This is a genomic window from Paenibacillus sp. 3LSP, from assembly GCF_032465655.1.
Taxonomy (GTDB): Bacteria; Bacillota; Bacilli; order Paenibacillales; family Paenibacillaceae; genus Fontibacillus; species Fontibacillus barengoltzii.
The window spans coordinates 1-25,532 of the sequence record NZ_JAWDJI010000098.1 but is presented as its reverse complement, the minus strand read 5'-3'; the positions used below and the strand labels follow the sequence as shown (position 1 = coordinate 25,532).

26 protein-coding genes, 1 pseudogene and 1 other annotated feature are annotated in these 25,532 nt (G+C 49.9%); of the genes and pseudogenes, 22 read left to right on the top strand and 5 right to left on the bottom strand.

The features are described from left to right. The first annotated feature begins 453 nt into the window (after positions 1-453). The 4 genes from RW092_RS07725 to RW092_RS07710 all read left to right on the top strand — a co-directional run bounded on the left by RW092_RS07725 (position 454) and on the right by RW092_RS07710 (position 3,863). Complete coding sequence (locus RW092_RS07725) at positions 454-1,482, top strand: polysaccharide deacetylase family protein (RefSeq protein ID WP_316009924.1); 1,029 nt, start codon at positions 454-456, stop codon at positions 1,480-1,482. Positions 1,483-1,546: 64 nt separating this feature from the next. Next, positions 1,547-2,842, top strand: a complete 1,296-nt coding sequence (locus tag RW092_RS07720) for a WD40/YVTN/BNR-like repeat-containing protein (protein ID WP_316009923.1) — start codon at positions 1,547-1,549, stop codon at positions 2,840-2,842. Between the two features lie 204 nt (positions 2,843-3,046). Beyond that, entirely contained in the window at positions 3,047-3,241 is a 195-nt protein-coding gene (locus RW092_RS07715) for a hypothetical protein (RefSeq protein WP_016312109.1), read from the top strand. Positions 3,242-3,443: 202 nt separating this feature from the next. Further along, entirely contained in the window at positions 3,444-3,863 is a 420-nt protein-coding gene (locus tag RW092_RS07710; RefSeq protein ID WP_028537610.1) for a DUF2500 domain-containing protein, read from the top strand. A gap of 134 nt (positions 3,864-3,997) precedes the next feature. Here RW092_RS07710 and RW092_RS07705 read toward each other — a convergent pair whose 3' ends face one another. Continuing rightward, entirely contained in the window at positions 3,998-5,320 is a 1,323-nt protein-coding gene (locus tag RW092_RS07705) for a phytoene desaturase family protein (protein WP_028537611.1), read from the bottom strand. Positions 5,321-5,585: 265 nt separating this feature from the next. Between RW092_RS07705 and RW092_RS07700 the strand changes: the two genes are divergently transcribed. The 3 genes from RW092_RS07700 (at position 5,586) to RW092_RS07690 (ending at position 8,098) form a co-directional block, all read left to right on the top strand. Next, the gene (locus RW092_RS07700) at positions 5,586-6,008 is read left to right on the top strand and encodes a cell wall hydrolase (protein ID WP_016312112.1); all 423 of its coding nucleotides are present in this window, start codon (positions 5,586-5,588) and stop codon (positions 6,006-6,008) included. 43 nt (positions 6,009-6,051) lie between these two features. Then, a complete protein-coding gene (gene gerQ, locus RW092_RS07695) occupies positions 6,052-6,495 on the top strand; it encodes a spore coat protein GerQ (RefSeq protein ID WP_016312113.1) in 444 nt (147 codons plus the stop codon). Positions 6,496-6,817: 322 nt separating this feature from the next. Continuing rightward, a complete protein-coding gene (locus RW092_RS07690; protein WP_174844448.1) occupies positions 6,818-8,098 on the top strand; it encodes a hemolysin family protein in 1,281 nt (426 codons plus the stop codon). Positions 8,099-8,157: 59 nt separating this feature from the next. Here RW092_RS07690 and RW092_RS07685 read toward each other — a convergent pair whose 3' ends face one another. After that, positions 8,158-9,390 carry an aminopeptidase gene (locus tag RW092_RS07685; RefSeq protein WP_028537613.1) on the bottom strand — a complete coding sequence of 411 codons (1,233 nt, stop codon included), beginning with the start codon at positions 9,388-9,390 and terminating at the stop codon, positions 8,158-8,160. Positions 9,391-9,559: 169 nt separating this feature from the next. Here RW092_RS07685 and RW092_RS07680 point away from each other — a divergent pair, with 169 nt between their 5' ends. From RW092_RS07680 to RW092_RS07670, 3 genes are all read left to right on the top strand, one after another. Further along, positions 9,560-9,835 carry a hypothetical protein gene (locus RW092_RS07680; protein ID WP_016312116.1) on the top strand — a complete coding sequence of 92 codons (276 nt, stop codon included), beginning with the start codon at positions 9,560-9,562 and terminating at the stop codon, positions 9,833-9,835. 50 nt (positions 9,836-9,885) lie between these two features. Further along, entirely contained in the window at positions 9,886-10,980 is a 1,095-nt protein-coding gene (locus RW092_RS07675; RefSeq protein WP_028537615.1) for an AI-2E family transporter, read from the top strand. A 177-nt stretch (positions 10,981-11,157) separates the two neighbouring features. Then, positions 11,158-11,625 carry a hypothetical protein gene (locus RW092_RS07670; RefSeq protein ID WP_028537616.1) on the top strand — a complete coding sequence of 156 codons (468 nt, stop codon included), beginning with the start codon at positions 11,158-11,160 and terminating at the stop codon, positions 11,623-11,625. A gap of 72 nt (positions 11,626-11,697) precedes the next feature. Here RW092_RS07670 and RW092_RS07665 read toward each other — a convergent pair whose 3' ends face one another. Next, positions 11,698-11,949 carry a thioredoxin family protein gene (locus tag RW092_RS07665; RefSeq protein ID WP_316009922.1) on the bottom strand — a complete coding sequence of 84 codons (252 nt, stop codon included), beginning with the start codon at positions 11,947-11,949 and terminating at the stop codon, positions 11,698-11,700. Between the two features lie 211 nt (positions 11,950-12,160). Here RW092_RS07665 and RW092_RS07660 point away from each other — a divergent pair, with 211 nt between their 5' ends. From RW092_RS07660 to RW092_RS07635, 6 genes are all read left to right on the top strand, one after another. Beyond that, entirely contained in the window at positions 12,161-12,649 is a 489-nt protein-coding gene (locus tag RW092_RS07660; RefSeq protein WP_016312120.1) for a cysteine hydrolase family protein, read from the top strand. A gap of 78 nt (positions 12,650-12,727) precedes the next feature. After that, on the top strand, positions 12,728-13,513 hold the full coding sequence (locus RW092_RS07655) for a TIGR00266 family protein (protein ID WP_009226130.1): 786 nt from the start codon (positions 12,728-12,730) through the stop codon (positions 13,511-13,513). 109 nt (positions 13,514-13,622) lie between these two features. Continuing rightward, complete coding sequence (locus RW092_RS07650; RefSeq protein WP_009226129.1) at positions 13,623-14,060, top strand: Rrf2 family transcriptional regulator; 438 nt, start codon at positions 13,623-13,625, stop codon at positions 14,058-14,060. A 195-nt stretch (positions 14,061-14,255) separates the two neighbouring features. Continuing rightward, positions 14,256-15,125 (top strand): VOC family protein, encoded by an 870-nt coding sequence (locus RW092_RS07645; protein ID WP_410055521.1) that lies wholly within the window; start codon positions 14,256-14,258, stop codon positions 15,123-15,125. Positions 15,126-15,233: 108 nt separating this feature from the next. After that, positions 15,234-15,803: a GNAT family N-acetyltransferase gene (locus RW092_RS07640; RefSeq protein WP_009226127.1), complete on the top strand. Its 570-nt coding sequence runs from the start codon at positions 15,234-15,236 to the stop codon at positions 15,801-15,803. Positions 15,804-15,900: 97 nt separating this feature from the next. After that, the gene (locus RW092_RS07635; RefSeq protein ID WP_028537618.1) at positions 15,901-17,454 is read left to right on the top strand and encodes a glycine betaine uptake BCCT transporter; all 1,554 of its coding nucleotides are present in this window, start codon (positions 15,901-15,903) and stop codon (positions 17,452-17,454) included. Positions 17,455-17,480: 26 nt separating this feature from the next. On the opposite strand, the gene RW092_RS07630 is transcribed toward RW092_RS07635, so the two are convergent. Then, positions 17,481-18,335, bottom strand: coding sequence for an SDR family NAD(P)-dependent oxidoreductase (locus RW092_RS07630; RefSeq protein ID WP_316009920.1), 855 nt, complete (start codon positions 18,333-18,335; stop codon positions 17,481-17,483). 171 nt (positions 18,336-18,506) lie between these two features. Here RW092_RS07630 and RW092_RS07625 point away from each other — a divergent pair, with 171 nt between their 5' ends. The 6 genes from RW092_RS07625 to RW092_RS07600 all read left to right on the top strand — a co-directional run bounded on the left by RW092_RS07625 (position 18,507) and on the right by RW092_RS07600 (position 25,270). After that, positions 18,507-19,016, top strand: coding sequence for a MerR family transcriptional regulator (locus RW092_RS07625; protein WP_316009919.1), 510 nt, complete (start codon positions 18,507-18,509; stop codon positions 19,014-19,016). Between the two features lie 85 nt (positions 19,017-19,101). Then, the gene (locus tag RW092_RS07620; protein ID WP_009226124.1) at positions 19,102-19,371 is read left to right on the top strand and encodes an ACT domain-containing protein; all 270 of its coding nucleotides are present in this window, start codon (positions 19,102-19,104) and stop codon (positions 19,369-19,371) included. A gap of 17 nt (positions 19,372-19,388) precedes the next feature. After that, complete coding sequence (locus tag RW092_RS07615; RefSeq protein WP_009226123.1) at positions 19,389-20,747, top strand: PFL family protein; 1,359 nt, start codon at positions 19,389-19,391, stop codon at positions 20,745-20,747. Between the two features lie 22 nt (positions 20,748-20,769). Beyond that, positions 20,770-22,728, top strand: a complete 1,959-nt coding sequence (locus RW092_RS07610; RefSeq protein WP_316009918.1) for a TetM/TetW/TetO/TetS family tetracycline resistance ribosomal protection protein — start codon at positions 20,770-20,772, stop codon at positions 22,726-22,728. A 9-nt stretch (positions 22,729-22,737) separates the two neighbouring features. Next, positions 22,738-23,307 carry a hypothetical protein gene (locus RW092_RS07605; protein WP_028537622.1) on the top strand — a complete coding sequence of 190 codons (570 nt, stop codon included), beginning with the start codon at positions 22,738-22,740 and terminating at the stop codon, positions 23,305-23,307. Between the two features lie 67 nt (positions 23,308-23,374). Then, positions 23,375-23,606, top strand: a binding site (T-box leader). Positions 23,607-23,704: 98 nt separating this feature from the next. Further along, positions 23,705-25,270, top strand: coding sequence for a 2-isopropylmalate synthase (locus RW092_RS07600; protein WP_316009917.1), 1,566 nt, complete (start codon positions 23,705-23,707; stop codon positions 25,268-25,270). A gap of 72 nt (positions 25,271-25,342) precedes the next feature. Here the strand turns inward: RW092_RS07600 and RW092_RS07595 are convergent. Next, positions 25,343-25,465: pseudogene (locus RW092_RS07595) on the bottom strand (H-type small acid-soluble spore protein); the annotation flags it as partial. Positions 25,466-25,532 lie beyond the last annotated feature (67 nt).

Here is a 25,532-nt window from a genome sequence, read left to right as displayed (position 1 = left end):
TATGCGGGGGGATTATAAGAGATTATCGATAAATATCATCCGCATGTGAAGGTGCGCTTTTTCGATGCAGAAGCATTACCTGGGAAGGATATATGAAATTCAAAGATGTGATCATGGGCTTGGAAAATACTTTTCAGTCCTTTGAGTCAGAAGTGTTGAAGATGGATGAATAGAAAAAATCGGATTTTACATCCAGTGAGCCGCTTTCTAATGGAAGGCGGTTTTCTTATGTTCCCTTTCAATTATAAACATAAATATTGTTATGTTAACTAAGTGTCGTTTTTTGAAAGTTGTTATCACATTGTAACCAGCGATTAACGATTCTGTAAGGACGAAACTCTCACTTTATATTATTCTATTAAATAGAAAAAGAGAGAGAGGAATCCGGTGAATGAGATGTCGCCTTACGGGAAACGAAGTAACAAGCATGGAGAGCGTAACGCACATTCCAAAATGATTCGACGTACGAGACTGATTATCACAGCTGCTCTCGTGCTGACGGCATCATCCCTTGCTTTGACTGCGGTAGCAGTCACCCCGATGATCAACGGATCCCTTCCGCATAAATCACCAACCCAGGTGGTCATCCCGGCAAAATTGGCATCTGCAGGGGAAACGGAGAAGGGACAGAGCGTTAATCTTGCGTCCTCACAGCAAACGACGGAGCCAACGGTTACACCGGCAGATTCAAACAGCACTCCGTCAGAACCAGATAACACCCAAGCGGAGCCGAAGGGGACTCCAAGCCAGGAGGAAGGTGCTTCCCAGAAGGCGGAATCCGAACGGGCACCTGCTCCGCCAGCTGTACTACCTGAGGTCGAAGCAAAATCTCCAGCACAGCAGAGTAATCAGTCAAAAACGACTGTAAAGCCCAAAGTCATCTATCTGACTTTTGATGACGGACCTAGCAAGTATACGGAGCAGCTGCTCGATATTTTAGAGCATTATCAGATTCATGGGACCTTCTTTATGATTGGGAATCAGGTAAGCAAAAATGAGAAAATCGTAAACCAGGTGTTGCAGGAAGGACATTACATAGGTTTGCACAGCATGACGCACAACAAGAAGATTTTATATAATGGCAAAGGGTCGACGAACTTCATCGCAGAATTTACGAAGGAACAGAAGCTGATGGAGAAGCTTACCGGCACTTCACCAACCTTGATTCGTGCGCCTTACGGCAGCAAACCGGAGATCGGTGAGAAATTCCGCGGCGATATCGCGGAAGCGGGATTTAAGATGTGGGATTGGACAGTCGATTCCATGGACTGGAAATACCCGAACAGCCCAAGCACGATTCTGAAAGAAGTGAAGCGGCAAACGCACCGGGATACTGAGGTTATTCTGATGCATGAGAAGGCGCAGACGGTAAAGGTTTTGCCCCAAGTTATCGAATATTTACAGAGTAAAGGGTACGCTTTCGCTGTCTATAAACCCAATCAGCATTTCTCAGTTAACTTTGGGAACGACCCCCGATTGTAACGGTGAGAAAAACATGTATGTTATAATGAAACATATCTAACTGCAGAAAGCGAGGTGGTTCAGGTTGAGCCTATGGCTTAAGATTGCCGGAACCGCCCTGGGTATGGTGCTGCTTCTGACGGCTTGCAATTCAGAGCCGCCTCCGGCTGCCACTCCGGTACTAGACGAGCCTTCTGAGGATGATGGACAAACGATTACTGTAATCAATCCTGCAGCTTCCGAGAACCAGGGGAATCCTGCCGCCGCTCCGGCGGAGAACACGAATAACCGCTACCAGATTCAAACCCGTCTCACCGATTTTCAATTGCTCAGTGAAACGACGGGATTAGCGTGGGGGATTACGCGTAACGAGCTGAGACTTTATATTACAGCAGATAACGGCAAAACATGGACGAACATCTCACCTGCTGCCTCCGTACCGTTTGCTACGACGCCGGAGTATGGCAAGGATATCTTTTTTCTAGATCCGAATCATGGCTTTATCGTGCGAAATTCTGCCGGTTCCGGAGACACGATTGTCCTCCGTACAACCGACGGCGGAACCACTTGGAAGGTGACCTCGTTCCCGGGAACAGGGGAAGTGAAGGCGATGGTCTTTGCCGATCCGGATCATGGATGGTTGCTCTCTGAGGGCAATGTGCGAGAGAATAAAACACGATCTTTATATGAGACGGATGACGGGGCCCAAACCTTTGAAGTTCTGCTTGGAGGGACGGATCCGATGCAACTGCTGCTTGAGAACAAGGACAGTCCTTTATTAATCCCTGGGACGCAAACTTCGATGGCCTTTACGAGCCCGCTGCATGGTTTTGTAACCGAAATCAATCAAGGACTTCCAACGTTGTATACGACTCAGAACGGTGGATTAATTTGGACTCAAAACGATCATTTCTTTAATCCGGACAAGTATAAAACCTGCGACAGCTTTACAGTTGGACCTGTATCCTTCTTCTCTGGCAGCGTGCGAGAAGGGTGGATACCTGTGGGCTGCAGCCGGGGAGATTCCACTAAGTTTAATGGTTACTTTACGGAAGATGCCGGCAACACCTGGACATTAGCGCCGTTTCAGTTGTCCTGGCAAACCGGCCTAAACGAGAAGCTGGCCCCGACTTTCCTGACGCGTAACGAAGGTTGGACGATATTAGATTCAACCGTCTATCATACGCTAAACCAAGGCGCGAGCTGGGAGCCGTTGCCGGTAAGCAACAAATTGGTTGAAACGATGATCGACTACCCTGAAATTGTGAAGCTTCAGTTCTTTGATTCCCGAGTGGGGTGGCTGCTCGTTGCCCAAGAGAATCAGAAGCGTTCGCTCCTGATGCAAACGAAGGATGGGGGACGAACCTGGCAGGTGTTATAAACGAAACGAAGGTTGTAAGCAAGCATGGCGTAAGAGCCATGCTTTTTTGTATAAAAAATAAGTAGGATGATCATGTTCATTATATTGTGAAATAAATCACGTACTATCTCCAGACTTTGTGATATATTTAACTTGTAAGGAAGATCAATCACAGGCAAGTCAAAATCGGAGCGAACGCTCCCATAATGATAGGAGTGGAGCCTTATGAAAACTGTTCAAGAAGAGGTTGTAACCCGTAATTACCTGCAGTTCTGCTACACCTGTGAAGATGCTCATCTATGCACGACAGAAGAAGCTTGCAAAGCTTGTTGGGCAGAGAAAGGACTTGACGAAGCATTCGAAATGGAAGCCGATGGCGCTGAAGAGACCCGTCAACTGATGTTTGAGTACTATGCTTAAGATAGATCGTTCTGGTTTCACACCATAATAACCTCCATTCGTAACTACGAATCGGAGGTTTTTCTTTTCTCTCAGATATCTTGGACAAGAGTGGCATATTTTCCGGACAGGATGAATAACAAGTTTTTTTCGGGACCGCATATACTTAGGGGGAAAGGAGAGAACAGCGGTACGGAGCAACCTCTCGAAGGAGGGATAAGCGATGCAGTCGTGGACGGAAATGTTTGGGGTAGTGGAAACGGCGCTGCCCATCTTGTTTGTTGTCATCGTCGGAATTTTGGCTGCGACAGCAGCAGGAGGGCTTCTTCGCGCGATTGGAAACCACCGGCAGCCTGTACTCAGCGTCCATTCCGTTATCGTCGGAAAACGGACCGAGGTCAGCCACCGCCATGACACCGATACCTCGGTGAACCGTTCTGACACGAAGTATTATATGACCTTTGAGGTCGAAAGCGGTGATCGTTTGGAGTTTGCTGTGTCGGGCGTGGAATACGGACAATGTGCGGAAGGAGACGAAGGCAAGCTGACCTTCCAAGGCCGTCGTTACCATGGGTTCGAGCGGTCTGTTCGCACCTATCGGACTGAGCTGCAGGAATACCGAAAATTTCATAGCTCCGGGTAAGTGAGAAGAAGGAAAGACACACGATAATTACAGGAAAGGCAGGCAGAGTAAGATTGGAATACAGCAAAAAAACAGAAGCGTCTCAATACGTCGGACGATCCCGACTCTTGTGTACGCTTCTGTTTTTGTTTGGATTAAATGGATAAGGCCTTGGTATTCGCTTGTTCCAGGATCATCTGAGCTACAGCCCGGCCGCTGGAAAAGGCGCGTTCAGCTAACTCACCTTTCCCTTGGCAGCCGTCGCCGCAGAAGAAGAACGGCACACCTGCCAGACGGTTAGGCAGCAGCTGATTGGTGTAAATATTTTTGACGCTTGCTACCATCGCTTTCTTCGACACGCGTTTGACTTCAACAAACTCGCGCCAATTTGGATAGTACGTATCAAAGAGAGCTTCCATTTGCTGGGTTTTCTGTTCAAGGTATTGCTTCTTCTGCTCCTCATCAGGGAAGTCATCGTTCAAGTAAGCGATACCTTGCAATAACTGGCCATGAACAGGGGCCACCGTGAAATCTGTGGCAGAGACGTCACTGATAAAGATTTTATGATCGATGTCGCTGATATAGTGGAACGGACGGGCAACGACTTTCGAGAAGCCAACATCGTAAACAAGCACTTCGGTTGAGGTGTTGTTCTTGTACGGATCCAGTGCACTTGCCCAAGGCGTTTCCTCCAGCAGTTTAGTTACCTGCTGCACTGGCATGGCGAAGATCACTTGATCGTACACAAGCTGCTGTCTGGTCTTCGTGTTTAACACGAATTTCCCGTCTTCCATCGTAATTGATTCGACCGGCTCCTTCACTGCGATCTCCCAAGACTCATTGTCTTTGATTTTATTGATCAGTTGGTCGGTAATTGTGGCCCAACTGCCAAGAATGTAGCTGACCGGTCGGCTGGAGAGGAAGAGGTTATGATAGTACTCGGAGATGACAGAACCCGGCACTTTGCGAGCTTCCTCCGGTGTAATAAAGAAGTTGGAGCACACGAGATGCTCCCACAACTCCTTCACGTCTGCCGAGGCGTGGGAATGCTCCAAATATTCGCCAAGCGTCCGATACTGCTTCAAATGATGGATGTTACCGATCACGGCCGCGATTTCAGCGACAAACCGGACTTTCTCCATAGGAGTCAACACATTCGTCTTCATAATGTTTACGAAATCCAGCGGGGCAGGGGTTAACCGTCCGTGCTTAGCGTACATCACTTTACGTTTATCGACCTGTTTGCTCTGGAATTTCAAATGCAGCTCTTCTTCCATCGCATGGAGCGTATGTCTGTCGATGCCGTACACTGCGTGTGCTCCATAGTTCAAAGTAAATCCCGATTTCTCATAGGTGAAAGCCCGTCCGCCGAGCTGGGGGCTCCGTTCAAACACGGTACCAGACGTATTGCCGTTGTCCGACAAGTATGCAGCAGCCGTAAGCCCGGCCAGGCCGCCGCCAATAATCGCGATTTTCATGAGGTAACCTCCTAAAAGGTATAATGAAGCAACCGTTTTATAAACAAACCAGCAAAACCGTATAAAAAAACATTATTTAACTACAGTATATGCTATTCATGTAAGCGCGTCCATAGAAATAGACACGAAATGTTCAAGATTGTAACCGTATTCACATAAAACCTTGACTCCTCGCCTTGACACCGAATTTTTACCAGCTTCTAGCACCAAAATAGGCAGATGCACATAAGATATACCGTTCAGCAGAGAGGGAGGAGGACCCAACTTGGCCGTCATTAAAGCGAACTCCGAAGATGTGAAGCTGCTGGCGCGCCTGATGCGCGCAGAAGCGGAAGGAGAAGGCGAACAAGGGATGTTGATGGTCGGCAATGTCGGCGTGAACCGAATCTTGGCAGATTGCTTGGACTTTCGGGATGTTCGCGACATGAATCGGATGGTGTTTCAACGTCCAGGCGGATTCGAAGCAACGATCAAGGGGTATTTCTATCAACGCGCACGCGACCGGGATATCAAATTGGCCCAACGTGTCATTAACGGGGAACGAATTTGGCCCGCGTCGAATGCGTTATGGTTCTTCAGGCCAACGGGTGATTGTCCTGGCACTTGGTATAACCAACAAAATACCGGCCGATATAAGGCACATTGCTTCTTTGCTCCATCCGGGCAAGACTGTCCATCCGTCTATTAACTCTATCGTATCGCTTGATTAATTTTGAGGAGGAATGGAATTCATGTTTACTCAACAATTCCGGCCAGCTGCGTATCCTGCGGGCCAAAGTACTTATCCGATGATGCCGATGGGAGGCGGATATCCGCAGACAACCGGAACTGGCATGCCGCCGCAAGTATCCAGCGGAAGCCCGATGACGCCCACCGGAATGGTGATGCCAATGCCGACGCAGGTGTATGAGCAATCTTACATTGAAAATATTTTCCGTCTGAATTTGGGCAAAGTTGGCACGTTTTACATGACCTACGAGAACAACAGCGAATGGAACGCTAAAGTCTTTAAAGGTGTGCTGGAAGCGGCTGGTCGCGATCATATCATTATTAGCGATCCGGTTACCGGCGTGCGGACCGTCTTGCTGATGGTCAATTTCGACTACGCGACGTTTGACGAGCCGTTGATTTATCAATATCCTGGTGTGATTGGATCCCCGCCGCCAACTCGATAAGCGCACTCTGGTTCCCTTGGGATTTCAAGGGGGCCTTTTTTTATTTTTTCCAGCCTGCCACGCCTGTTCGTTAGGAATACCGCAGCGTTTGACTGTGTAGTGTATAATAATATAATTAAGAAGAATTCATATATCGAATGTAACGGTTTGGAAATAAAGGAGATGAATCCCTTGGGAAATTAAAGCTGTCTTTCTCATATCGAATGCAATTGAATATTGATGATTTTAATCCACGAAGGAGGTGCACCTATTCGCCGCCGGATCGGCGGGAATAGGAAACGTATTGAGTGACCCTTTACCGAGTCTTTATTCCGTAGGATTCATGGTGTTATTGGTGTTGCTTAACGGACTTTTTGTGTCGGCTGAATTTGCCATTGTGAAGGTGAGGAGCTCCCGCATCGAGGCGTTAGCTGAGGAGGGGCGAAGGAGCGCGAAAATCGCGAAAGAGCTGTTAAGCAAGCTGGACGGTTACTTGTCAGCCTGTCAGGTCGGGATCACCCTCAGTTCGCTTGGGCTTGGATGGCTTGGCGAGCCTGTCGTTGCCCGAATTTTAGGGCCGATGTTCGAGATGATGGGCTTGGGTGAACGGCCGGGTTTTATCATTTCGTTAGCCGTTTCGTTTCTCTTGATCGCCATTTTGCATATCGTGCTGGGAGAGTTGGCCCCCAAGACGATCGCTGTCCGTAAAGCCGAGACTATTACGTTATGGCTCGCTTGGCCGATGAGCATCTTTTACCGGTTGATGTACCCGTTCATCTGGCTGTTAAACGGGCTCTCCGCCGGTCTCTTGCGACTGTTTCGCATTGCGCCTGTAACGGAGCAGGACTCGCTGCACACGGAAGAAGAAATCCGTGTGATGATGAAGGAAAGCAGCGAGAGCGGTTTGATCGATAGTACGGAAATGTCGCTGGTCGACAATATTTTTGAGTTTGCTGATACAACCGCCCGTGAGATTATGATCCCCCGAACAGAAATGATCTGTTTGTATACGCAGCATTCGCTGGAAGAGAACCTGGAAATCGCCTTGGAAGGTACAAGAACACGTTATCCTGTCTGCAATCATGATAAAGATCATATTATCGGATTTATTCATATTAAAGATCTGATCCGCTCCCAAAACCGGAATTTCCGCGATCTAATACGTCCGATTATGGCCGTCCCGGAATCGATTCCGATCAGTGATTTGATGAAGCGCATGCAGCGGGGACGGACGCAAATCGCGATCCTGATCGATGAATACGGCGGGACCTCTGGGATGGTGACGTTGGAGGACATTGTCGAGGAGATTGTGGGTGAGATTCAGGATGAGTTCGATGAAGAACGTCCTGGCATCGAGCAGCTGGACACGAATGTGTATTCGATCGACGGGCTTATGCTGATCGAGTCCATCAATGACCGATTTGGCCTGGAGCTGGATTCCGACGACTATGACACCATTGGCGGTTGGTTATATTCAAGGATCGATATCCTGCCTCCGCAGGTCGGGCAAACCGTAGAATATGGCGGAATCACGTACGTGGTGGAGGAGACCGACAACAAACGAATCTCTCGCGTCAAGCTTATTCGCGAGCAGCTCTTGCCGTTGGAAGAAGCGGGCGCTTAATAAAATAAAGCCGGATGACTCTCTTGGATCGAGAGCATCCGGTTTTATTGTTTTTTCAATTAGAATGCCCAGTTGCCTTTAATGAAGATCGGCTCTTCTTTGCCGTCTGCCGTGATGCCGAAAATATCCATCTCTGCGGATCCAACCATAAAGTCTTCATGCGCCAAGCTGGAGTTCAACCCGCGTTGTGCCAGTTCTTCCTGGGACATTGATTTGCCGCCTTCCAGGTTAAACGCGTAGGCATTTCCGATGGCCAAGTGGTTGGAGGCATTCTCGTCAAACAGTGTATTGTAGAACAGAATACCGGATTGCGAGATCGGAGAGTTATGCGGTACTAATGCCACCTCTCCCAAGTAATGCGAGCCTTCGTCCAGCTCCACGAGCTGTTTAAGGACATCGGCACCTACTTCGGCTTTGTAATCCACGATTCGGCCGTTCTCAAACGTCAACGAGAACCGGTCGATGATCGTGCCGCGGTAGCTCAGCGGTTTTGTCGCGGAGACCGTGCCGTTTACCCCTGTTTTAAGCGGAGCCGTGAACACTTCCTCAGTTGGCAGGTTAGCCAGGAACGTGTTACCTTGGGCGTTGATGCTCTCAGCAGCGACCCACAGATGGCCTTCCGGCAGCTCGATGGTCAGGTCGGTACCTGGTGCTTTATAATGCAGCTTCTTGTAGCGTTTCGCATTTAAGTAATCGGATTTTTGCGTGAGGTTCTCGATATGTTGCTGCCATGCCGCGATCGGGTCAGGCTGATCCAGGCGAACCGTACGGAAGATCGCTTCCCACAACGCGGGTACACGTTCTTCTTCAGGAAGGTTAGGGAAGACTTTGTCTGCCCATGCCTTGGAAGGTACAGCTACGATCGACCAGCTGAATTTATCGGACATCTGCATTTCACGGTACTTGCTCATCGCTTTGCCGTATGCTTTCTGATGATTGGTGAGCCGTTGCGTCGACACGCCTTTCAACAGGTCAGGGTCGGAGGAGATGACATGCAACACCGCGGCACCGTTCTCTACGTATTCCAACATCTCGCCGGCATACCATTTCGGTTCATCTAGGAAGGATTCTTCGGCAGCCATATCATAGCGAAGACGGGTGACCACATCATCGCTCCAGTTAACTTTAACGAAGCGAGCGCCAGCTTCATAGGCTTGTTTCACAATAAGACGGACGAGCTCCGCGCTATCGATGGTCGTGTTGATAATCAGATTTTGTCCGGGTTGAACGTTAACGCCAATTTTGACAGCGAGTTCTGCATATTTTTCCAGTTTCTTTTGAAAATCGGACATCTACGGGTTCCTCCAAACTTTAGGAATTAATTACATGCTTAATCATACACCATTTGCCAGCAAAATTGGAATGCCGCGCGATGGCGATCCTTCGTTTCTACATTTGATATTCCCCCAAAACATGGTACGATATTGCAAAGAGACTGTCCCATAAAAAGGAGTTACGTACATGATGAACGAATTGACCATTGTTCATGCAGAAATGCGCCGGGAGGAGGATGGTTCCTACATCGGCAAGACTATTTTCGAAGTAAGCTCGCATAAGGCTGCTTATGAAATTACCTTCTACAGTGAGAAGGGGACGGATTGGGATTACAGCCTTCATTATGCCAACGAACCGGGCATTGAGGAGCAATTCCTTGCCGTTGACGAACGGATCGAAGAGGACGACGAGTTGTTTGATACCTTGTTGGATGCTGCGTGGGATACGCTGCCGGAGGCTTAAACCGTTGACTTCCGTTGGATAGCGGAAGAGTGGGGGAGGAGGAATAAACCTTGTGGCAACATCCGTTCTATCGCACATCACTTGGGATTATTATGGTGCTGACCATCATCTATTTGTTATCCAAGGTCAGTTTTATCTTTAATCCGCTGGTGACGCTGGTATCCATATTAATTGTTCCACTTACGATCTCCGGATTTCTGTATTATCTGCTGCGACCGATCGTCCAGTTCCTGGAACGGAAGAAACTGAACCGGGTACTGTCGATTTTGCTCATTTACTTATTATTCGCCGGAGTTATTACGATCTTCTTAATCGTGGTCTGGCCGCCGCTGCGGAAGCAGATCATTGAATTTATGAACAATGTGCCGAAAATGATCAATGGACTGCAGACCCAATTCAACGACATCCGCGACAATCGCTACCTCTCTATGGTGACGAATGAAACCAGTCCGGAACTGATGAGCAAAGTCACGGAATATTTGAACTCGGCTATGGAAGCCATTTCCGGTTACTTGTCTCATGTGGTGACCTTCCTGAACGACTTCGTCATTGTCGTAGGTACTGTTCCGATTCTGCTCTATTACATGCTGAAGGAGGATGAACGGGTCACGCCAATGCTGGTGCGGATGCTGCCTAGTCGTTACCGCCGGGATGGAGCCAACGTCATCCATGAAATCGACAACATGCTCAAAGGGTTTATCGCCGGGCGTATGATTAGTGCGTTGCTGCTGGCGTTTATGAGCTTTATCGGTTTTTGGATGATCGGGTTGCCGTATCCGCTGCTTCTTGCGGTAGTAGGGGCGTTGTTTAATTTCATCCCATATTTCGGGGCACTGCTGGGGGCAATTCCTTGTGTGATCGTGGCATTCACCGTGTCTCCGACTATGGTGCTCTGGGTTATCGTGGTTGTGGTGGTTGCGCAGCAAATCGAAGGCAACCTGATCTCTCCCTACATATATGGCAAGACGATCAATATTCATCCGTTAACTACGATCGTTTTGTTGCTGGTGGCCGGCGATTTTGGCGGCATTCTGGGGATGATCTTGGCGATTCCGGTGTACATGATGCTGAAGATTATCGTACTTAAGGCACATAAACTTTATTTTGCAGAAAAAATGGAGGATCTCACCGAAACAAATCCATAAACTTATCAGCGACCTGCAAGGTGATGAATATCATATCTCCCATCCCCGCGATTGGGCGATGATTATTCTATTAGGTAGACATTCAAAGAGTCGGATCCATCTCGCGAAACAGCTATGGACGGCTTTTTGAATATCCTGTTCGATAGAAATCATCAATTTGCTCGGGGGATGATGTACATGGCAGTGCAAGCCAAAGGCGGGAAGTACTTTTATGCATGGAGCAAGATTCTTCCCGACGGATCGTTTTACCTTCCGGATCAAGCCCTGCAAGAGTACCAAATTCGACCGGATTCCAACATTATTCTGATGACCGGCCGGAATACGGCCAAAGGCTTTAGCGTTCTGTGCAAAGAACTGATCGCCAACTCGCCGCTGGCCCCGATCTTCGCCAGCATTCCTCAGCTTCAGCAATTCGCCATCCCGGAAGGGGAACCGGTTATCGTGAAAGAACGGACGTTTTGCTGGGTGTACTTGAATAGCAAAGGATATTTTACGCTGCCGTTGACCACCTGGCAGCAATTTGGCCTCAAGCCGGGCGACCAACTGCTCAGCTTGCGTGCCACCCATTTAGCGTTTAACAATTTGGCGGAGGGGCCCTATATTGAGCAAGCGAAGCAACTCCGTGATATTCTCGTCTATGAATGAAAAGCAGCTTACAAAGAAACCAGCCAGTCGTCTGAGCTTTAGCGGCTGGCTGGTTTTCATTTCTCTTTTCCTTTAGGCGGATTCGGTTGACGACGGGTATTTCGCGATCAAATTTCTGTAGGCATCCTTCGGCCGCAGCCCGATCAGCTTCTCCACTGGTCGGCCTTGATGAAAAAAGATCACGGTCGGCATCGACATCACACCAAATTGTGACGCCAAATCCGGGAGTTCATCACAGTCAACCTTCAGCAGGTGAACGGCCCCGCCGTACTCCTCATGCAGCTCGTCCAAGATAGGGGATAGTACCAGAGCGGATGCTGACACCTGTAGCTTTGGACAATTCACCAATTCTCATCGCTTTTGAATCACCTGCTTTCTTGGGTTCATTATAAACCCTGACATTAATGTGAGGGTCAACCGTTTTTATCTCGAATCGCAAAAAAAACTTCATCGTCAACTACGATGCATGAGTTCATGGATCGTGTATAATGTAGGAAATTGGGCGTCTGCCATACAGGCGGCAAAGGAGGAAAGCATGAAACCTGCCTTATTAATCATCGATATGCAGCAGGCTTTTTTGAACCATCCACGCATCCAAAGTGAAATCCCAGAGGTTTGCGAGTACATTAATGCGGTCGCAGACTTGTTCAGAGAAGCAGGTCGACCGGTTGTGGTGGTCCAGGATCAGGATGGAGGTGTGGGAACTCCAGGTTACGACGTTATCCCAGAGGTCAAACTGGTTGAATCCGACCTGCGGGTCTCCAAGGTATGGAATAACTCGTTCTGGAAGACGAACCTTGAGGAGCTTCTACGTGAGCAGGACACCGACTTCGTCGTGGTCTGCGGATTTGCCGCCGAACACTGCGTTACGTTTACGTTTAATGGCGCGGTAGAGCGCGGGTTTGGTGCAGCGATTTTGCAGAAAGGCATCCTCGGCGAACACCCCGATGCGGTGACCGCTGTCTATCGGGACCGCAGCCTGATCAGCTACGCCGTGATTCGCGCGCTTTTGAAGCAAGATTAATTTATGGCATTACATATCTAAAGCAATGTGAAGTTGCGGGCTAGTTCATTTTTTTCATATCAGGAGGCGGTATGTTCCATGAATGCACATGAAATCGATTATCGGATTATTGGAAGTGAAATGCAGTGTGTGGAAGTCCATTTGGATCAGGGAGAGAGCGTCGTAGCGGAAGCCGGCAGCTTTATGATGATGGATCCCGATATCCGGATGGAGACGATTTTTGGCGATGGCAGCAATCAAGGCGGCGGTCTCATGGGCAAGCTCATGGGGGCAGGTAAGCGGTTGTTGACCGGTGAGGGCTTGTTTATGACGGTCTTCACCAACGCCGGGTATCAACGGCAGGCCGTTACTTTTGCTTCACCCTATCCTGGAAAAATCGTCCCGCTGGACCTGCAAATGCTTGGCGGGAAGGTGATTTGTCAGAAAGACGCGTTCCTGTGCGCAGCCAAAGGCGTGTCCGTCGGCATTGAATTCCAGCGGAGGCTGGGTACCGGCTTCTTTGGCGGGGAAGGCTTCATTATGCAGAAGATTGAAGGCGATGGGCTTGCTTTTGTGCATTCCGGCGGTTTGGTCATCGAGAGAGACCTTGCCCCTGGCGAAGTGCTTCGCCTCGACACCGGTTGTTTGGTGGCCATGACGGCTTCGGTCGATTACAACATTGAGTTCGTCAAAGGAGTTAAAACTGCCTTGTTCGGCGGGGAAGGTCTGTTCTTCGCTACGCTGCGCGGCCCCGGCAAAGTTTGGGTGCAATCGTTGCCGTTCAGCCGTTTGGCAGATCGCGTATTGTCCGCATCCCGCTATTCAGGCCGCAAGGATGAAGGCAGCCTGCTCGGCGGCTTGGGGAACCTGCTCGACGGAAAATAATAGAGGTACGGAAGTTCAGCGAGTTTGCATGGTGAGAAAGGCGGTTGACATTCCGCTCCTCAAGTAACTAATATGGTTACATGATGATGGAAAGGGGGAGCGGCTTATCATGACGATTAGCTCCAGATTTTCTGTGGCGATTCACATCTTGTCCCTGCTTGAAATCAGTAAGGACGAGATTTGCACATCGGAATATATTGCCGGCAGCGTGAACACGAACCCGGTTGTCATCCGCCGCATTATGGGCATGCTAAGCAAAGCGGGCTTGGTAGAAGTCCGTACGGGGGTGGCCGGAGCCAAGCTGTCACGGCAGCTGGATCAGATTACTCTGCTGGATGTATACCGTGCCGTGCATGTTGTGGAGGAAGACGGATTGTTTGCCGTCCATGATCAGACCAACCCCGATTGCTTGGTCGGTAAGAATATTCAAGCGGCCATTGAACCGATTTTCTCCAAGGCGCAGAAGGCAATGGAAAATACGCTTGCGGCGGTAACGCTGCAGGATGTGGTGAACGAAATTTCGGTCGTCAACAATCCATCCGTGTAACGCGAAATTCACCTTTAGCGGTCAACGGAGTGAAGCCCCCTAACGATAGGGGGCTTTTTTTGAGCGAAAAATTGACAATGCAGGCTCCTGTAACTATACTGATTACAACGATGCAATTGTAACATCCTCTGTTACACTTGCTTAACGGTCATTTATTGGTTTTTACATTGTTTTCAATTATGAAGGAGGACATCGATCTTGGCTCATCCCTTACCGATTCATCCCGCCACAAAACTGGGCGTTGTTCAACTGAAAGTTCGCGATCTGGAGCGCTCGCTCACCTTCTATCAAGAGGTGATCGGCCTTCGACTGTTGCGCCAAAACGGTCATGTGGCCGAGTTAACCATAGACGGCCAACATCCTTTATTGATTCTGGAGGCAGATCCCCGTTATCGCGTGCTGCCGGAGCAGTCTGTATCTGGGCTGTACCATTTTGCCATCTTAGTTCCGGGGCAGGTGACCTTGGGGCTTGTTCTGCGCAATTTGATCCGGCATCAAATCCCCGTGGGCCAGGGGGATCACTTGGTCAGCGAGGCGCTGTACCTAAGTGATCCGGATCAGAACGGCATTGAGATCTATGCCGATCGCCCCCGCGCTACCTGGCAGAAAACGGCATCCGGCGAAATTCACATGACAACCGATCCGGTGGATATCCAAAACCTGTTACAACTCTCCGAACATGCGCAGTGGAACGGTTTGCCGGAAGGTACGCGCATGGGCCACGTGCATTTTCACGTAGGGGATTTACAGGTGGCGGAACAGTTCTATTGCGGCGTATTAGGTTTTGAGGTCACACTATACTTCGGCGCATCGGCGTTATTTATCTCGGCTGGCGGTTACCATCACCATATCGGCTTAAACCTGTGGGCGGGCAAAGGTGCACCGCCAGCGCCGGAGGATGCGGTGGGCATTCGTTACTTTACGGTAGAGCTGCCGGACGTTCCGGCATTGGACACCGTTGTAAGCCGGTTAGATGAAGCCAAGGTGGTTTATACGCGGGAGGGGAATGAGCTGCGGCTTAGTGATCCTTTCGGCATTGGCATTAAACTTACGGTTGCTGCTTGAAGAGTGCGCTTGCAGCGGAAGTTCTGAAGATTTTAAGTCTTCCTTTTGGCGCGGTCCTTCACCTATAATAGATTTACGTATTATTTTAGGAGGAAAGGACCGGTCGTTATGAAAATGTTCCCTCAATTAGAAACGGAACGTTTTGTACTCAGAAGGCTGACGACGAAGGACGCCGCCGATTTGTTCCATTATTTCTCCAACGACGAAGTGACCAAATATTACGATTTGGATCGTTTCGTGGAGCTCCGAGAGGCCGAGGAACTCATCCAGAAGTGGAACAGCCGCTATTTGGAGAAGCGGGGCTTTCGCTGGGCGATTACGGTTAAGGCCGAAAGCGACCGGGTGATCGGCACTTGTGGTTTTCATAACTGGTCGAAGGAGCATTTCAAAGCAGAGGTCGGATACGAGCTCAACCCAGACTATTGGCGCCAAGGTGTGATGACGGAAGTGCTGCAGGAGATACTGCGCTTTGGCTTCGAGGATCTAGGGCTGAATCGGATTGAGGCTTATATCGACCCCGACAATATTCGATCCAGGTACTTGTTGGAGAAGACGGGCTTTCATGAGGAAGGATATTTAAAGGAAACGTTCTTCGAGAAAAATCAATTTGTGGATGCGGTTGTCTTCGCTTTGCTGAAGAAGCAATATGAAGCGAAACGGAATCGGCAGTTCCGGTAGAGCTATTTCCAACCTTCCACGGTCATGCATAATTCCCCAGTCTCGGCAAACAATTGTAACAGGATGTTACTTTGACTGAGGCTGGGGGTTAAGGCAAATGGTATTTATCGTTTCTTTTCTGATTATTCTGTTGTTCGTCCTCTGGGGAGCTATTGCTCCAGACCATTTGGCAGCGACAGCGGATCAGGTATTAGGTTTTTCCATCGGAAGTTTCGGCTGGTTTTATTTAATGACCACGCTGGGACTTCTTGTTTTTTCGCTATACTTGGCGTTTAGCAAGCATGGTCAGATTAAGCTGGGCGATGATGACGATGAGCCCGAATATTCGAATCTCTCCTGGTTTGCCATGCTCTTTAGCGCAGGGATGGGCATCGGGCTCGTCTTTTGGGGAGCGGCCGAACCTTTGTCGCATTATTTAATCCCGCCCGAAGGGGCAGAGGGAGGTACCCCGCAAGCAGCCCGACTGGCAATGCGATATTCGTTTTTCCATTGGGGTCTGCATCCTTGGGGCGTGTATTCGCTCATTTCGCTTGCCCTCGCCTATTTCCAATTCCGCAAAGGGTACCGCGGACTGATTAGCATGACCTTCATTCCGCTCTTAGGCGAGAAGCTGGTTCAAGGCGTTCTGGGGAAAATCATCGATATTCTCGCTGTGATCGCAACGGTTTTCGGTGTAGCCACCTCGTTAGGTTTAGGCACTCTGCAGATTAGCAGCGGGCTCAATCATTTATTTGGGATCCCCAATGCGATAATGACCCAAGCGATCATTATTGCGGTTGTGACCGTCTTGTTCCTGTTATCTGCCACCACCGGGCTCGATAAAGGCATTAAGCTGTTAAGCAACACCAACTTGATCATTGCCATTACATTACTTCTGTTCGTGTTATTGGCAGGTCCGACTTCCTTTATCTTCGATACGTTTACGACCACGTTGGGGGATTACTTGCAGAACCTCATCGTCATGAGCTTACGCATGACCCCATTTACTCAAGGGACCTGGGTAGGGAACTGGACGCTGTTTTATTGGTCGTGGTGGATTGCTTGGGCCCCGTTTGTGGGGACCTTCATCGCCAGAGTGTCCCGCGGACGAACGATCAAGGAATTTGTGCTTGGAGCCCTTATCATTCCCAGTGCTTTCGGATTTGTATGGTTCGCTGTCTTCGGCGGGACCGGATTGAATTTGGAGATCTTTCAACATGCGGGATTGGCCCAAGCGGTACAGGAAGACGTGACCACCGCATTGTTTCTCATGTTGGAGCAACTGCCACTAGGTACGTTGATTGCGGGAGTAGCTACGTTGCTCATTATTACCTTCTTTGTAACTTCGGCGGATTCAGCAACCTTCGTGTTAGGGATGCTGTCTTCTAAGGGGACGCTGCATCCTCGCAATAAGGTGAAACTAACGTGGGGGATTTTGCAGTCCTTGATCGCCTTGGTCCTGCTGATCAGCGGAGGGCTTAACGGGTTGCAAACCGCTTCGATCGTAGCAGCACTGCCTTTTGCCGTCATTATGCTTGGAATGTGCGTTTCCTTGTTGAAGGCGTTAAAAGGTGAAGAGAAAGAACGTAAACGCAAGGAACGGCAAACCCGACAGTTTATCGAACGGTTGAAAGCGAAGGAGCAAATCGATCCTTCTCCATCCAAGGAATAGAGAGAGGCTAGGGAGACACCGCAAATTTAGCGGCGCTCCCGAAGATACTCCGTTTGATAGAGGGTATGAACTCGGCGAAGCACCGTCTGAGCCTGTTCACTAAACTTCATATCCACGATTTGATCTTTGATCAGAAAGACACCGGTTTGCCCGCGATGCTGGCCTTGTGCTGCGGCATACAGCAATCCAGCTCCATGGGTCGGCGGGGAGAAGAAGAACTTCATCACCGGTTTCAGCCAGATGGGAAGCCCCGAACGTTTCCCTTTACGTAAGGTGTTGTTGCTTCCCGGATCCACGCTCCGAATCTCGATCCCCTCTTCGGCGAGCTGTGGAGCAACCGCTTTGGTCCATAAAGTAAGCGCCAGTTTAGAGGTGGCATACGGACCTAACAGCTTGCGGAATTTCACCGGACGCTCGAGCTGGTTAGGGTCAAACGCTTTAACCCGATTGATGACTGCGGACGAGGTATTGATAATCGTTTTGAAATGGCCACGCTTCAGCAAATCCTTGAGTTCCATGGTGACGATATATGGCGCAACGCTCATCAGCTCATAGTGAAGCTCCCGTCCTTGCTTCGAATACTCCAACTCCGGGAAGCTGCGGCCGGCATTGTTAAACAGCACATCAATCGACGCTTCATTCGTTTTAATCTGTTCCAGCGTATGCCGCAGACTAACAAAATCCGATAAGTCCGATGTCTTGTAAGTTCTGAGCTGTCCCGCTTGAACAGCACTTAGCAGCTTCGGATCATCCGCCGGCCAGTCCGATCGGTTTAAACCGATCACTTGCCACCCCTCTTGGATCAGCATCCGCGTTAACTCCAGCCCGATTCCGGAGCTGGCCCCCGTAATTAAAGCAATAGGTTGATTTCCATGATTCATGTTCACAGAGCCTCCTTTACTGTTATGAAGCCCTTCACTGACTTCAGGCCGATTGTAGATCTTGGAGTCGACTCCAAGTCAAGTCTTGATTTTCAAGTATTCCGAATATTGACTTGGAGCTGACTCCAAGTTGTATAATGCAGAAAAGATGGTTAACGGAGGGATCAAGCGATGGCGGCGCAATCCATTAGTCAAGACAGCTTCACGATCAAGCAAGTTGCTGAGCATACCGGGATATCCGAGGATACGATTCGATATTACGAGAAAATCGCACTTCTCCCTCGAGCCGAGCGGAAGGAGAATGGACATCGCATTTATCACAAGGAGGACCTGGATACGATTCGTCTGATTTCTTGTTTGAAAAAGACCGGGATGCCCCTGGACGAAATGCGCCCCTTCCTGAAGGTGTCTGCTGATGCGAATGCCGAGGACTACCCGGAGCTCGTGGAGAAGATGATCCGGCACCGGGCCAGCATCGTTGAACAAATCGCCTCCTTGCAGCAGGTGGTTGATTTTATTGATTTGAAGTTGAAGCAGGGGAAGTACCAGCCTGAGGAATGTGAGACGGAAGGGATGACCGGCACCCCTGCTGACCATGCAAAGGATGCAACGCCGGGCAAGCCCATATCGACGGCAGAGCTGTGTTATTTTTCCGCGTCACCGAGTGAAAGCCCTTATTGAAGAATCGCTGTTCTTTTGCCATAATTAATCGAAGCAGATGACTCGTCCGCGCTGGCGGGAGTCTTACATAAAGGAGGAGCTTGGGTTGAAGGGGATTATTACCGTACTGGGTAAAGACAAAGTAGGCATTATCGCCAAGGTATGCACGTATTTGGCCGATCACAATGTGAACATTCTTGATATTTCACAGACGATTATTCAAGGGTATTTCAATATGATGATGATCGTGGATATTTCTTCACCGACCAAGAGCTTTGAGACGCTGGTTGAAGAATTGCAGGAGCTGGGCCGTTCCATCGGTGTGGAAATTAAGCTGCAGCACGAAGATATTTTTAATACGATGCACCGGATCTGAGGAAGGGAAGGGACACTATGATCTCACGCGTTGAAGTACAAGAAACCAATTCGATGATCCGCGAGATGAACCTCGACGTACGCACGATTACGATGGGCATCAGCCTGATGGATTGCGCTCACGAGGATATGAACGTCTTTAACCGGAACATCTACGATAAAATTACCCGGACTGCCGAAAACCTGGTCAAAACCGGGGAGGACCTGGAGAAGCAATTTGGCGTGCCCATCGTGAATAAACGGATCTCGGTAACGCCGATTTCGATCGCTGCCGGCGGGCTGAAAACGGATACGTTCGTGCCGGTGGCTGAAGCGCTGGACCGGGCGGCGAAGGAAGTAGGCGTCAACTTTATCGGCGGCTTCTCGGCCCTTGTGCAGAAGGGTTTTACGAACGGCGACCGGGTGCTGATCGACAGCATCCCTGAAGCGCTGGCCGTTACCGAACGGGTTTGCTCCTCAGTGAACGTGGGCTCCTCGCGCAACGGGATTAATATGGACGCGGTGAAAAAGATGGGCGACATCATCCTCCGTACCGCGGAACGGACAGCGGATCGGGGTTCGATCGGCTGCGCCAAGCTGGTGGTGTTCTGCAATGCGGTAGAAGATAACCCGTTTATGGCGGGCGCATTTCACGGTGTTGGTGAACAGGAGTGCGTCATCAACGTGGGCGTCAGCGGCCCTGGGGTCGTGAAGCGTGCGCTGGAGGAAGTGAAAGGTAAGGACTTTGAGACGTTGTGCGAAACGATTAAGCGGACAGCGTTTAAAGTCACACGGGTAGGTCAGTTGGTTGCACAGGAAGCGTCGAAGCGCCTTGGCGTTCCGTTTGGCATTATCGACTTGTCGCTGGCTCCGACACCGGAGATTGGCGACTCCATCGCAGAGATTTTCCAAGTGATGGGCTTGGAGGAAGCAGGAGCGCCGGGAACGACGGCCGCGCTGGCGATCTTGAACGATAACGTGAAAAAAGGCGGCGTCATGGCTTCCTCCTACGTTGGCGGCTTAAGCGGTGCGTTCATCCCGGTCAGCGAAGACCACGGGATGATCGAAGCGGTGCAGCGCGGTGCGCTGACGCTGGAGAAGCTGGAAGCGATGACGTGCGTGTGCTCCGTTGGCCTTGACATGATCGCGATTCCGGGGAACACGAGCGCCGCGACGATCTCGGGCATTATCGCGGACGAATCGGCTATCGGCATGGTCAACAACAAGACGACCGCCGTTCGGATTATTCCGGTGATCGGCAAGGATGTTGGCGAGGTCGTGGAGTTTGGCGGTTTGCTGGGCTACGCGCCGATTATGCCGGTTAACGCCTTTAACTGTGCGCCATTCATTGAGCGGGGCGGCCGGATACCGGCGCCGATCCACAGCTTTAAGAACTAACTAAGCGGCGGGGGACGCAGCTATGTTCAAGACGATTGGACTTCTGGCGCATGTTGACGCTGGGAAAACCACCTTTGCCGAAGCGTTGCTCTACCACACGCAAACGATTCGCAGCCGCGGCCGAGTTGATCATCGCGATGCCTTCTTGGACAGTCACGAGATCGAGAAGGCAAGGGGCATCACCGTATTTGCCGACCAGGCGGAAATGAGATACGGGGATAATACCTACTTTTTGCTGGATACGCCGGGACACGTCGATTTTTCCGCAGAAATGGAACGGGCTTTGCAAGTGCTCGACTATGCGGTGATCATCGTAAGCGCGGTGGAAGGGGTGGAAGGCCACACGGAAACGGTCTGGCAGCTGCTTCGGGCATATGGAATTCCTACGTTTTTCTTTATCAATAAGACGGATCGTACCGGAGCGGACCCGGACCGGGTTCTGGAAGATATCCGCCGCGAGCTGAGCGGAGATGTGCTGGATCTGTCGGCTTGGGCAACGACCGGCCAACTGAACGAGACGGATAAGGCACGGCTTGCGGAACGAGATGAGTCGTTGCTGGAACCGTTCTTGGAAGGGACCTTATCCGATGCCGAATGGAACGAACATCTCATACGGATGGTTCAACACGGCCATGTGTTTCCTTGCCTTAGGGGATCTGCGCTGCTGGATATCGGCATTGACGTGTTTATGAAGGCGCTGGATCGTCTCACAGTGACCCGGTATGATCCGATGCTTCCGTTTGCGGGGCGGGTGTACAAAATTCGCCATGATGAGCAAGCGACGCGCATCACCTTCATCAAGGCGTTACAAGGCTCGTTAAAAGTGAGAGATGAACTCACCTACGGCCCGGAAGGCGAACAACGCACGGAGAAAATAACCGCCATTCGCAAATACAACGGACAGCGGTTTGTGCAGGCCGATTCCGTTCAAGCAGGAGAACTGTTCGCGGTAACCGGCTTGACGGCGCTATCTTCCGGTGAAGGCATCGGGGCGTTGGTTGACCCGATTCGCCGTGAGCTCGCCCCCACGTTGCAGTCGAAGGTACAATTTGAACCGCCGCTCCATCTGAAGGAAGTCCTGCGCGTCTTTCAGCTGCTGGACGCCGAGGACCCGACATTAGGAACCCGCTGGGATGAAACGCTGCAGGAGCTGCATATCCATGTCATGGGCAAAATTCAGTTGGAGATCTTGCAGCAGGTCGTCCAGGGACGATTTGGGATGAAGATTACGTTTGGACCGCCGGAGATTTTGTATAAAGAGACGATATCTACATCGGTGAAGGGCTGCGGTCACTTCGAACCATTAGGGCATTATGCCGAAGTCCATTTGCGGCTGGAGCCTGCCGAACGGGGCAGCGGAGTGACGTTTGTAAATACTTGTCACGCGGATGATTTGTCCGTAGGCTATCAAAATATGATCGGCCAACATGTGCTGGAACGAGAGCATCACGGCCTGTTGACCGGCTCGCCATTGACGGACGTGCGCGTTACGTTGCTCACCGGCCGCTCGCACAACAAACATACCAGCGGAGGCGATTTCCGCGAGGCGACGTACCGCGCGATTCGGCAGGCGTTGGAGCAGGCAGAGAATGTGCTGCTGGAGCCGGTGTATCATTTTAAAATCAAAGTGCCCTTAGATCAGCTTGGTAAAGTGTTAACCGATATCCAGCAAGCGCATGGCCGATTTGATCCGCCGGAGACGGGAGAAGAGACGGCTGTGATTTCAGGTGTCGTTCCGGTAGCGACATTTATGGATTATCCAACAGAGCTGGCAGCGATGACGCACGGGAAAGGTTCAATCATGCTGAAATTTGGCGGTTATGAGCCTTGCCATCAAGCTGAGACGATCATCGCCCAGAAGGACTATAATAAAAATGCCGATCCGGCATATACCTCGTCCTCGATCTTTTGTGCAAAGGGGCAAGCGTTTTCTGTGCCGTGGGACGAGGCGCCTAAACATATGCACGCTTCGGTATCATGAGGTGACGTAATGTATCCCAAAATTTTGATCGCCTTCGTTCTATCGATCATTCTCACCTCGTGTACAAGTCAGCCTATGAAAGATGATCCGAATTCCGAGGCGTACACCTTGTACCACAATATTTTTTATCATCAATATTCGACTCAACTCGCTCTTTTGGCAGACATTTTGGAACGGATCTCCCAAGTGGAGCTCGATCAAGAAGAATCGGCTTACATTCAAGGAAAAATTGACGGGTACTCCGAAAATAGTTGGTTTGTTTTCTACTCGATGAATCGCACGGATAGTCCGTCTCTGGATCAGGCAGTGCCCGCAGAACTTCGTTCTGCCATGTATGAGGTCATTGACGAGACCAATCAGTTATTAAGTTCCTTGAACGAAAAATTGGATGCGCATAATAAACTTACCGTTGCACAAGATAATCAGGAGCTTATTCAAGAACTGATTCAGCAGTGTGATGAGCTGAACGTCACCTCAAGTTATATCAAAGACGAGAAAAATTGGAGCTCCTACAAAGAACAGCTACAGTTGGCTCTGCTGAAGTTTCAAGAGTTTCGAGACAAACTCCAGTCGGAATAATGGATTTCTTCTCTTTATGTTGACAATCCGTTATTAGGTGCATATAATATCCAATAATTCCATATTGCCAAATGTGTTGATTAGAAATAGTAAACGTGATTTGACCTTTCAGAGAGCCGTTGGGTGGTGCGAAACGGCAGCGTCCGTCATGTTGAACTCGTCTATGAACAGCTGCCTGATATGTAGGGTAAGCCGGGATTCCGCCGTTACAAGGATAGATGGTGTTCGCCATCGAAAGAGATCATTTCATCATGTGAAATGAATTAGAGTGGTACCGCGGGTTCAACCTCGTCTCTATAGCAGAGACGGGGTTTTTTTGTTGATTAAAGTCCGGGTTTAATCAACCCCGCTTCACATAGATTCAATCCAAATTCCAAAATCAAGGAGGAACTTTCAGATGGAACGTTACCGCAACATTATCGTACTGGATACAACGTTACGCGATGGGGAGCAAGTCCCTGGTGCCAAGTTAAACGTACGGCAAAAGCTGGAGTTTGCTCAGCAGCTGAAGCGCCTCCGTGTAAATATTATTGAGGCCGGCTTCCCTGCGTCCTCACAAGGTGATTTTCAGGCGGTGCAGCAAATTGCCCGAACCGTAGGAGACAGTGTAGGCATTACCGCGTTGGCACGGGCGGTAATATCCGACATCGATGCCGTGTACGAAAGCATCCGTGAGGCCGAACAGCCGTTAATCCATATCGTGCTTGGCGCCTCTAACGTCCATGTGGAGAAGAAATTTAACCGCTCCAAAGATGCCGTTCTGCAAATGGGTGTCGATGCGGTGAAATATGCGAAAACACTGCTGCCGCAGGTTCAATATTCTACCGAGGACGCTTCGCGGGCGGACTTTGAATATTTGTGGAAGACGATCGAAGCCGTTGTCAAAGCCGGTGCGACGATGATCAATATTCCGGATACCGTCGGTTACGCGGAGCCGGAGGAATTTGGCCACCTGATCCGGCGCATTCACGAGCGGCTGAAAAACCTCGACGATTCTGTGATCCTCAGTGTCCATTGTCATAACGATCTCGGTCTGGCTACGGCCAATACCTTAAGCGCCATCAAAAACGGGGCCGAGAAAATTGAATGCACCATTAACGGTCTGGGGGAACGGGCCGGCAATGCTTCGCTGGAGGAAGCGGTGATGGCACTGAAGGTACGCGAGGGGCTGTACGGCTGTCGCACGAACATCGATACGACGGAGCTGATTCGTACGTCGCGGCTGCTGACCCATTTAACGGGGCTCGATGTGCAGGTGAACAAAGCGATCACCGGCGACAATGCGTTTGCTCATTCCTCCGGAATCCATCAAGACGGTCTGTTGAAAGATAAGCAGGTGTATGAAATTATGTCCCCTGAAGAGGTGGGGGCGGAAAGTATGGAACTGATCCTGACGGCCCGTTCGGGTCGGCATGCGGTGAAGCACGCGGTGGAGAAGCTGGGCTTCGATACATCGGATACCGTAGGGTTTGAGCGGTTGTTCCAACGTTTTTTGACATTGGCTGATGCGAAAAAAGAAGTGTACGACCATGACCTTTATTACCTGCTGAGTGAACATCAAGAGCCAAGCGATGCTGCTCATCCGCTGTTCGAGCTCACGTCGTTCCAAGTCGTGACGAATGACATATGCCCAACGGCCACCGTCACCTTGAAGATCAACGGACAAGAGCGGAAGGGCAGCGCAATTGGAGATGGTCCGATCGACGCGTTGTATAGTACGATCAAGTCGTTAACTGGCATCGATGCCAAACTGACCTCCTATAAGATCAACAGCATTTCCCATGGGAAGGAAGCGATCGGACGGGTGAACATTCAACTTGAGGCCGGAGGAAAAACCTACACAGGACGTGCCATGGACACCGATATTATCAAAGCGAGCGGTCAGGCCTTCGTGAATGGCATCAATGCGATGGTATTAGCTGGTGCGATCGAAAATGATAGTAACATAACAAATGTTATGTAAACTACGTTAAATGGCTTGCAAAATAAAGAGGCAGAAGGAGCTCGCATCAAACGAGAGCCTTCTGCCTTTGTTTTATTGTTCATTCAGTTGGGATAATGCAACTTCTTTTTCGTTCTCCGGTTGACTAAGCGGATAAATCCGAGCAGTTTCTTTCTTATCGTCAACATGTTGAATGTACACCGGTTCTCCATCGTAAACATGAAAATTTGTAAATTATAATCATTAATTTGATTTAAATGATTTACTTTAAAAACTCTTCTAC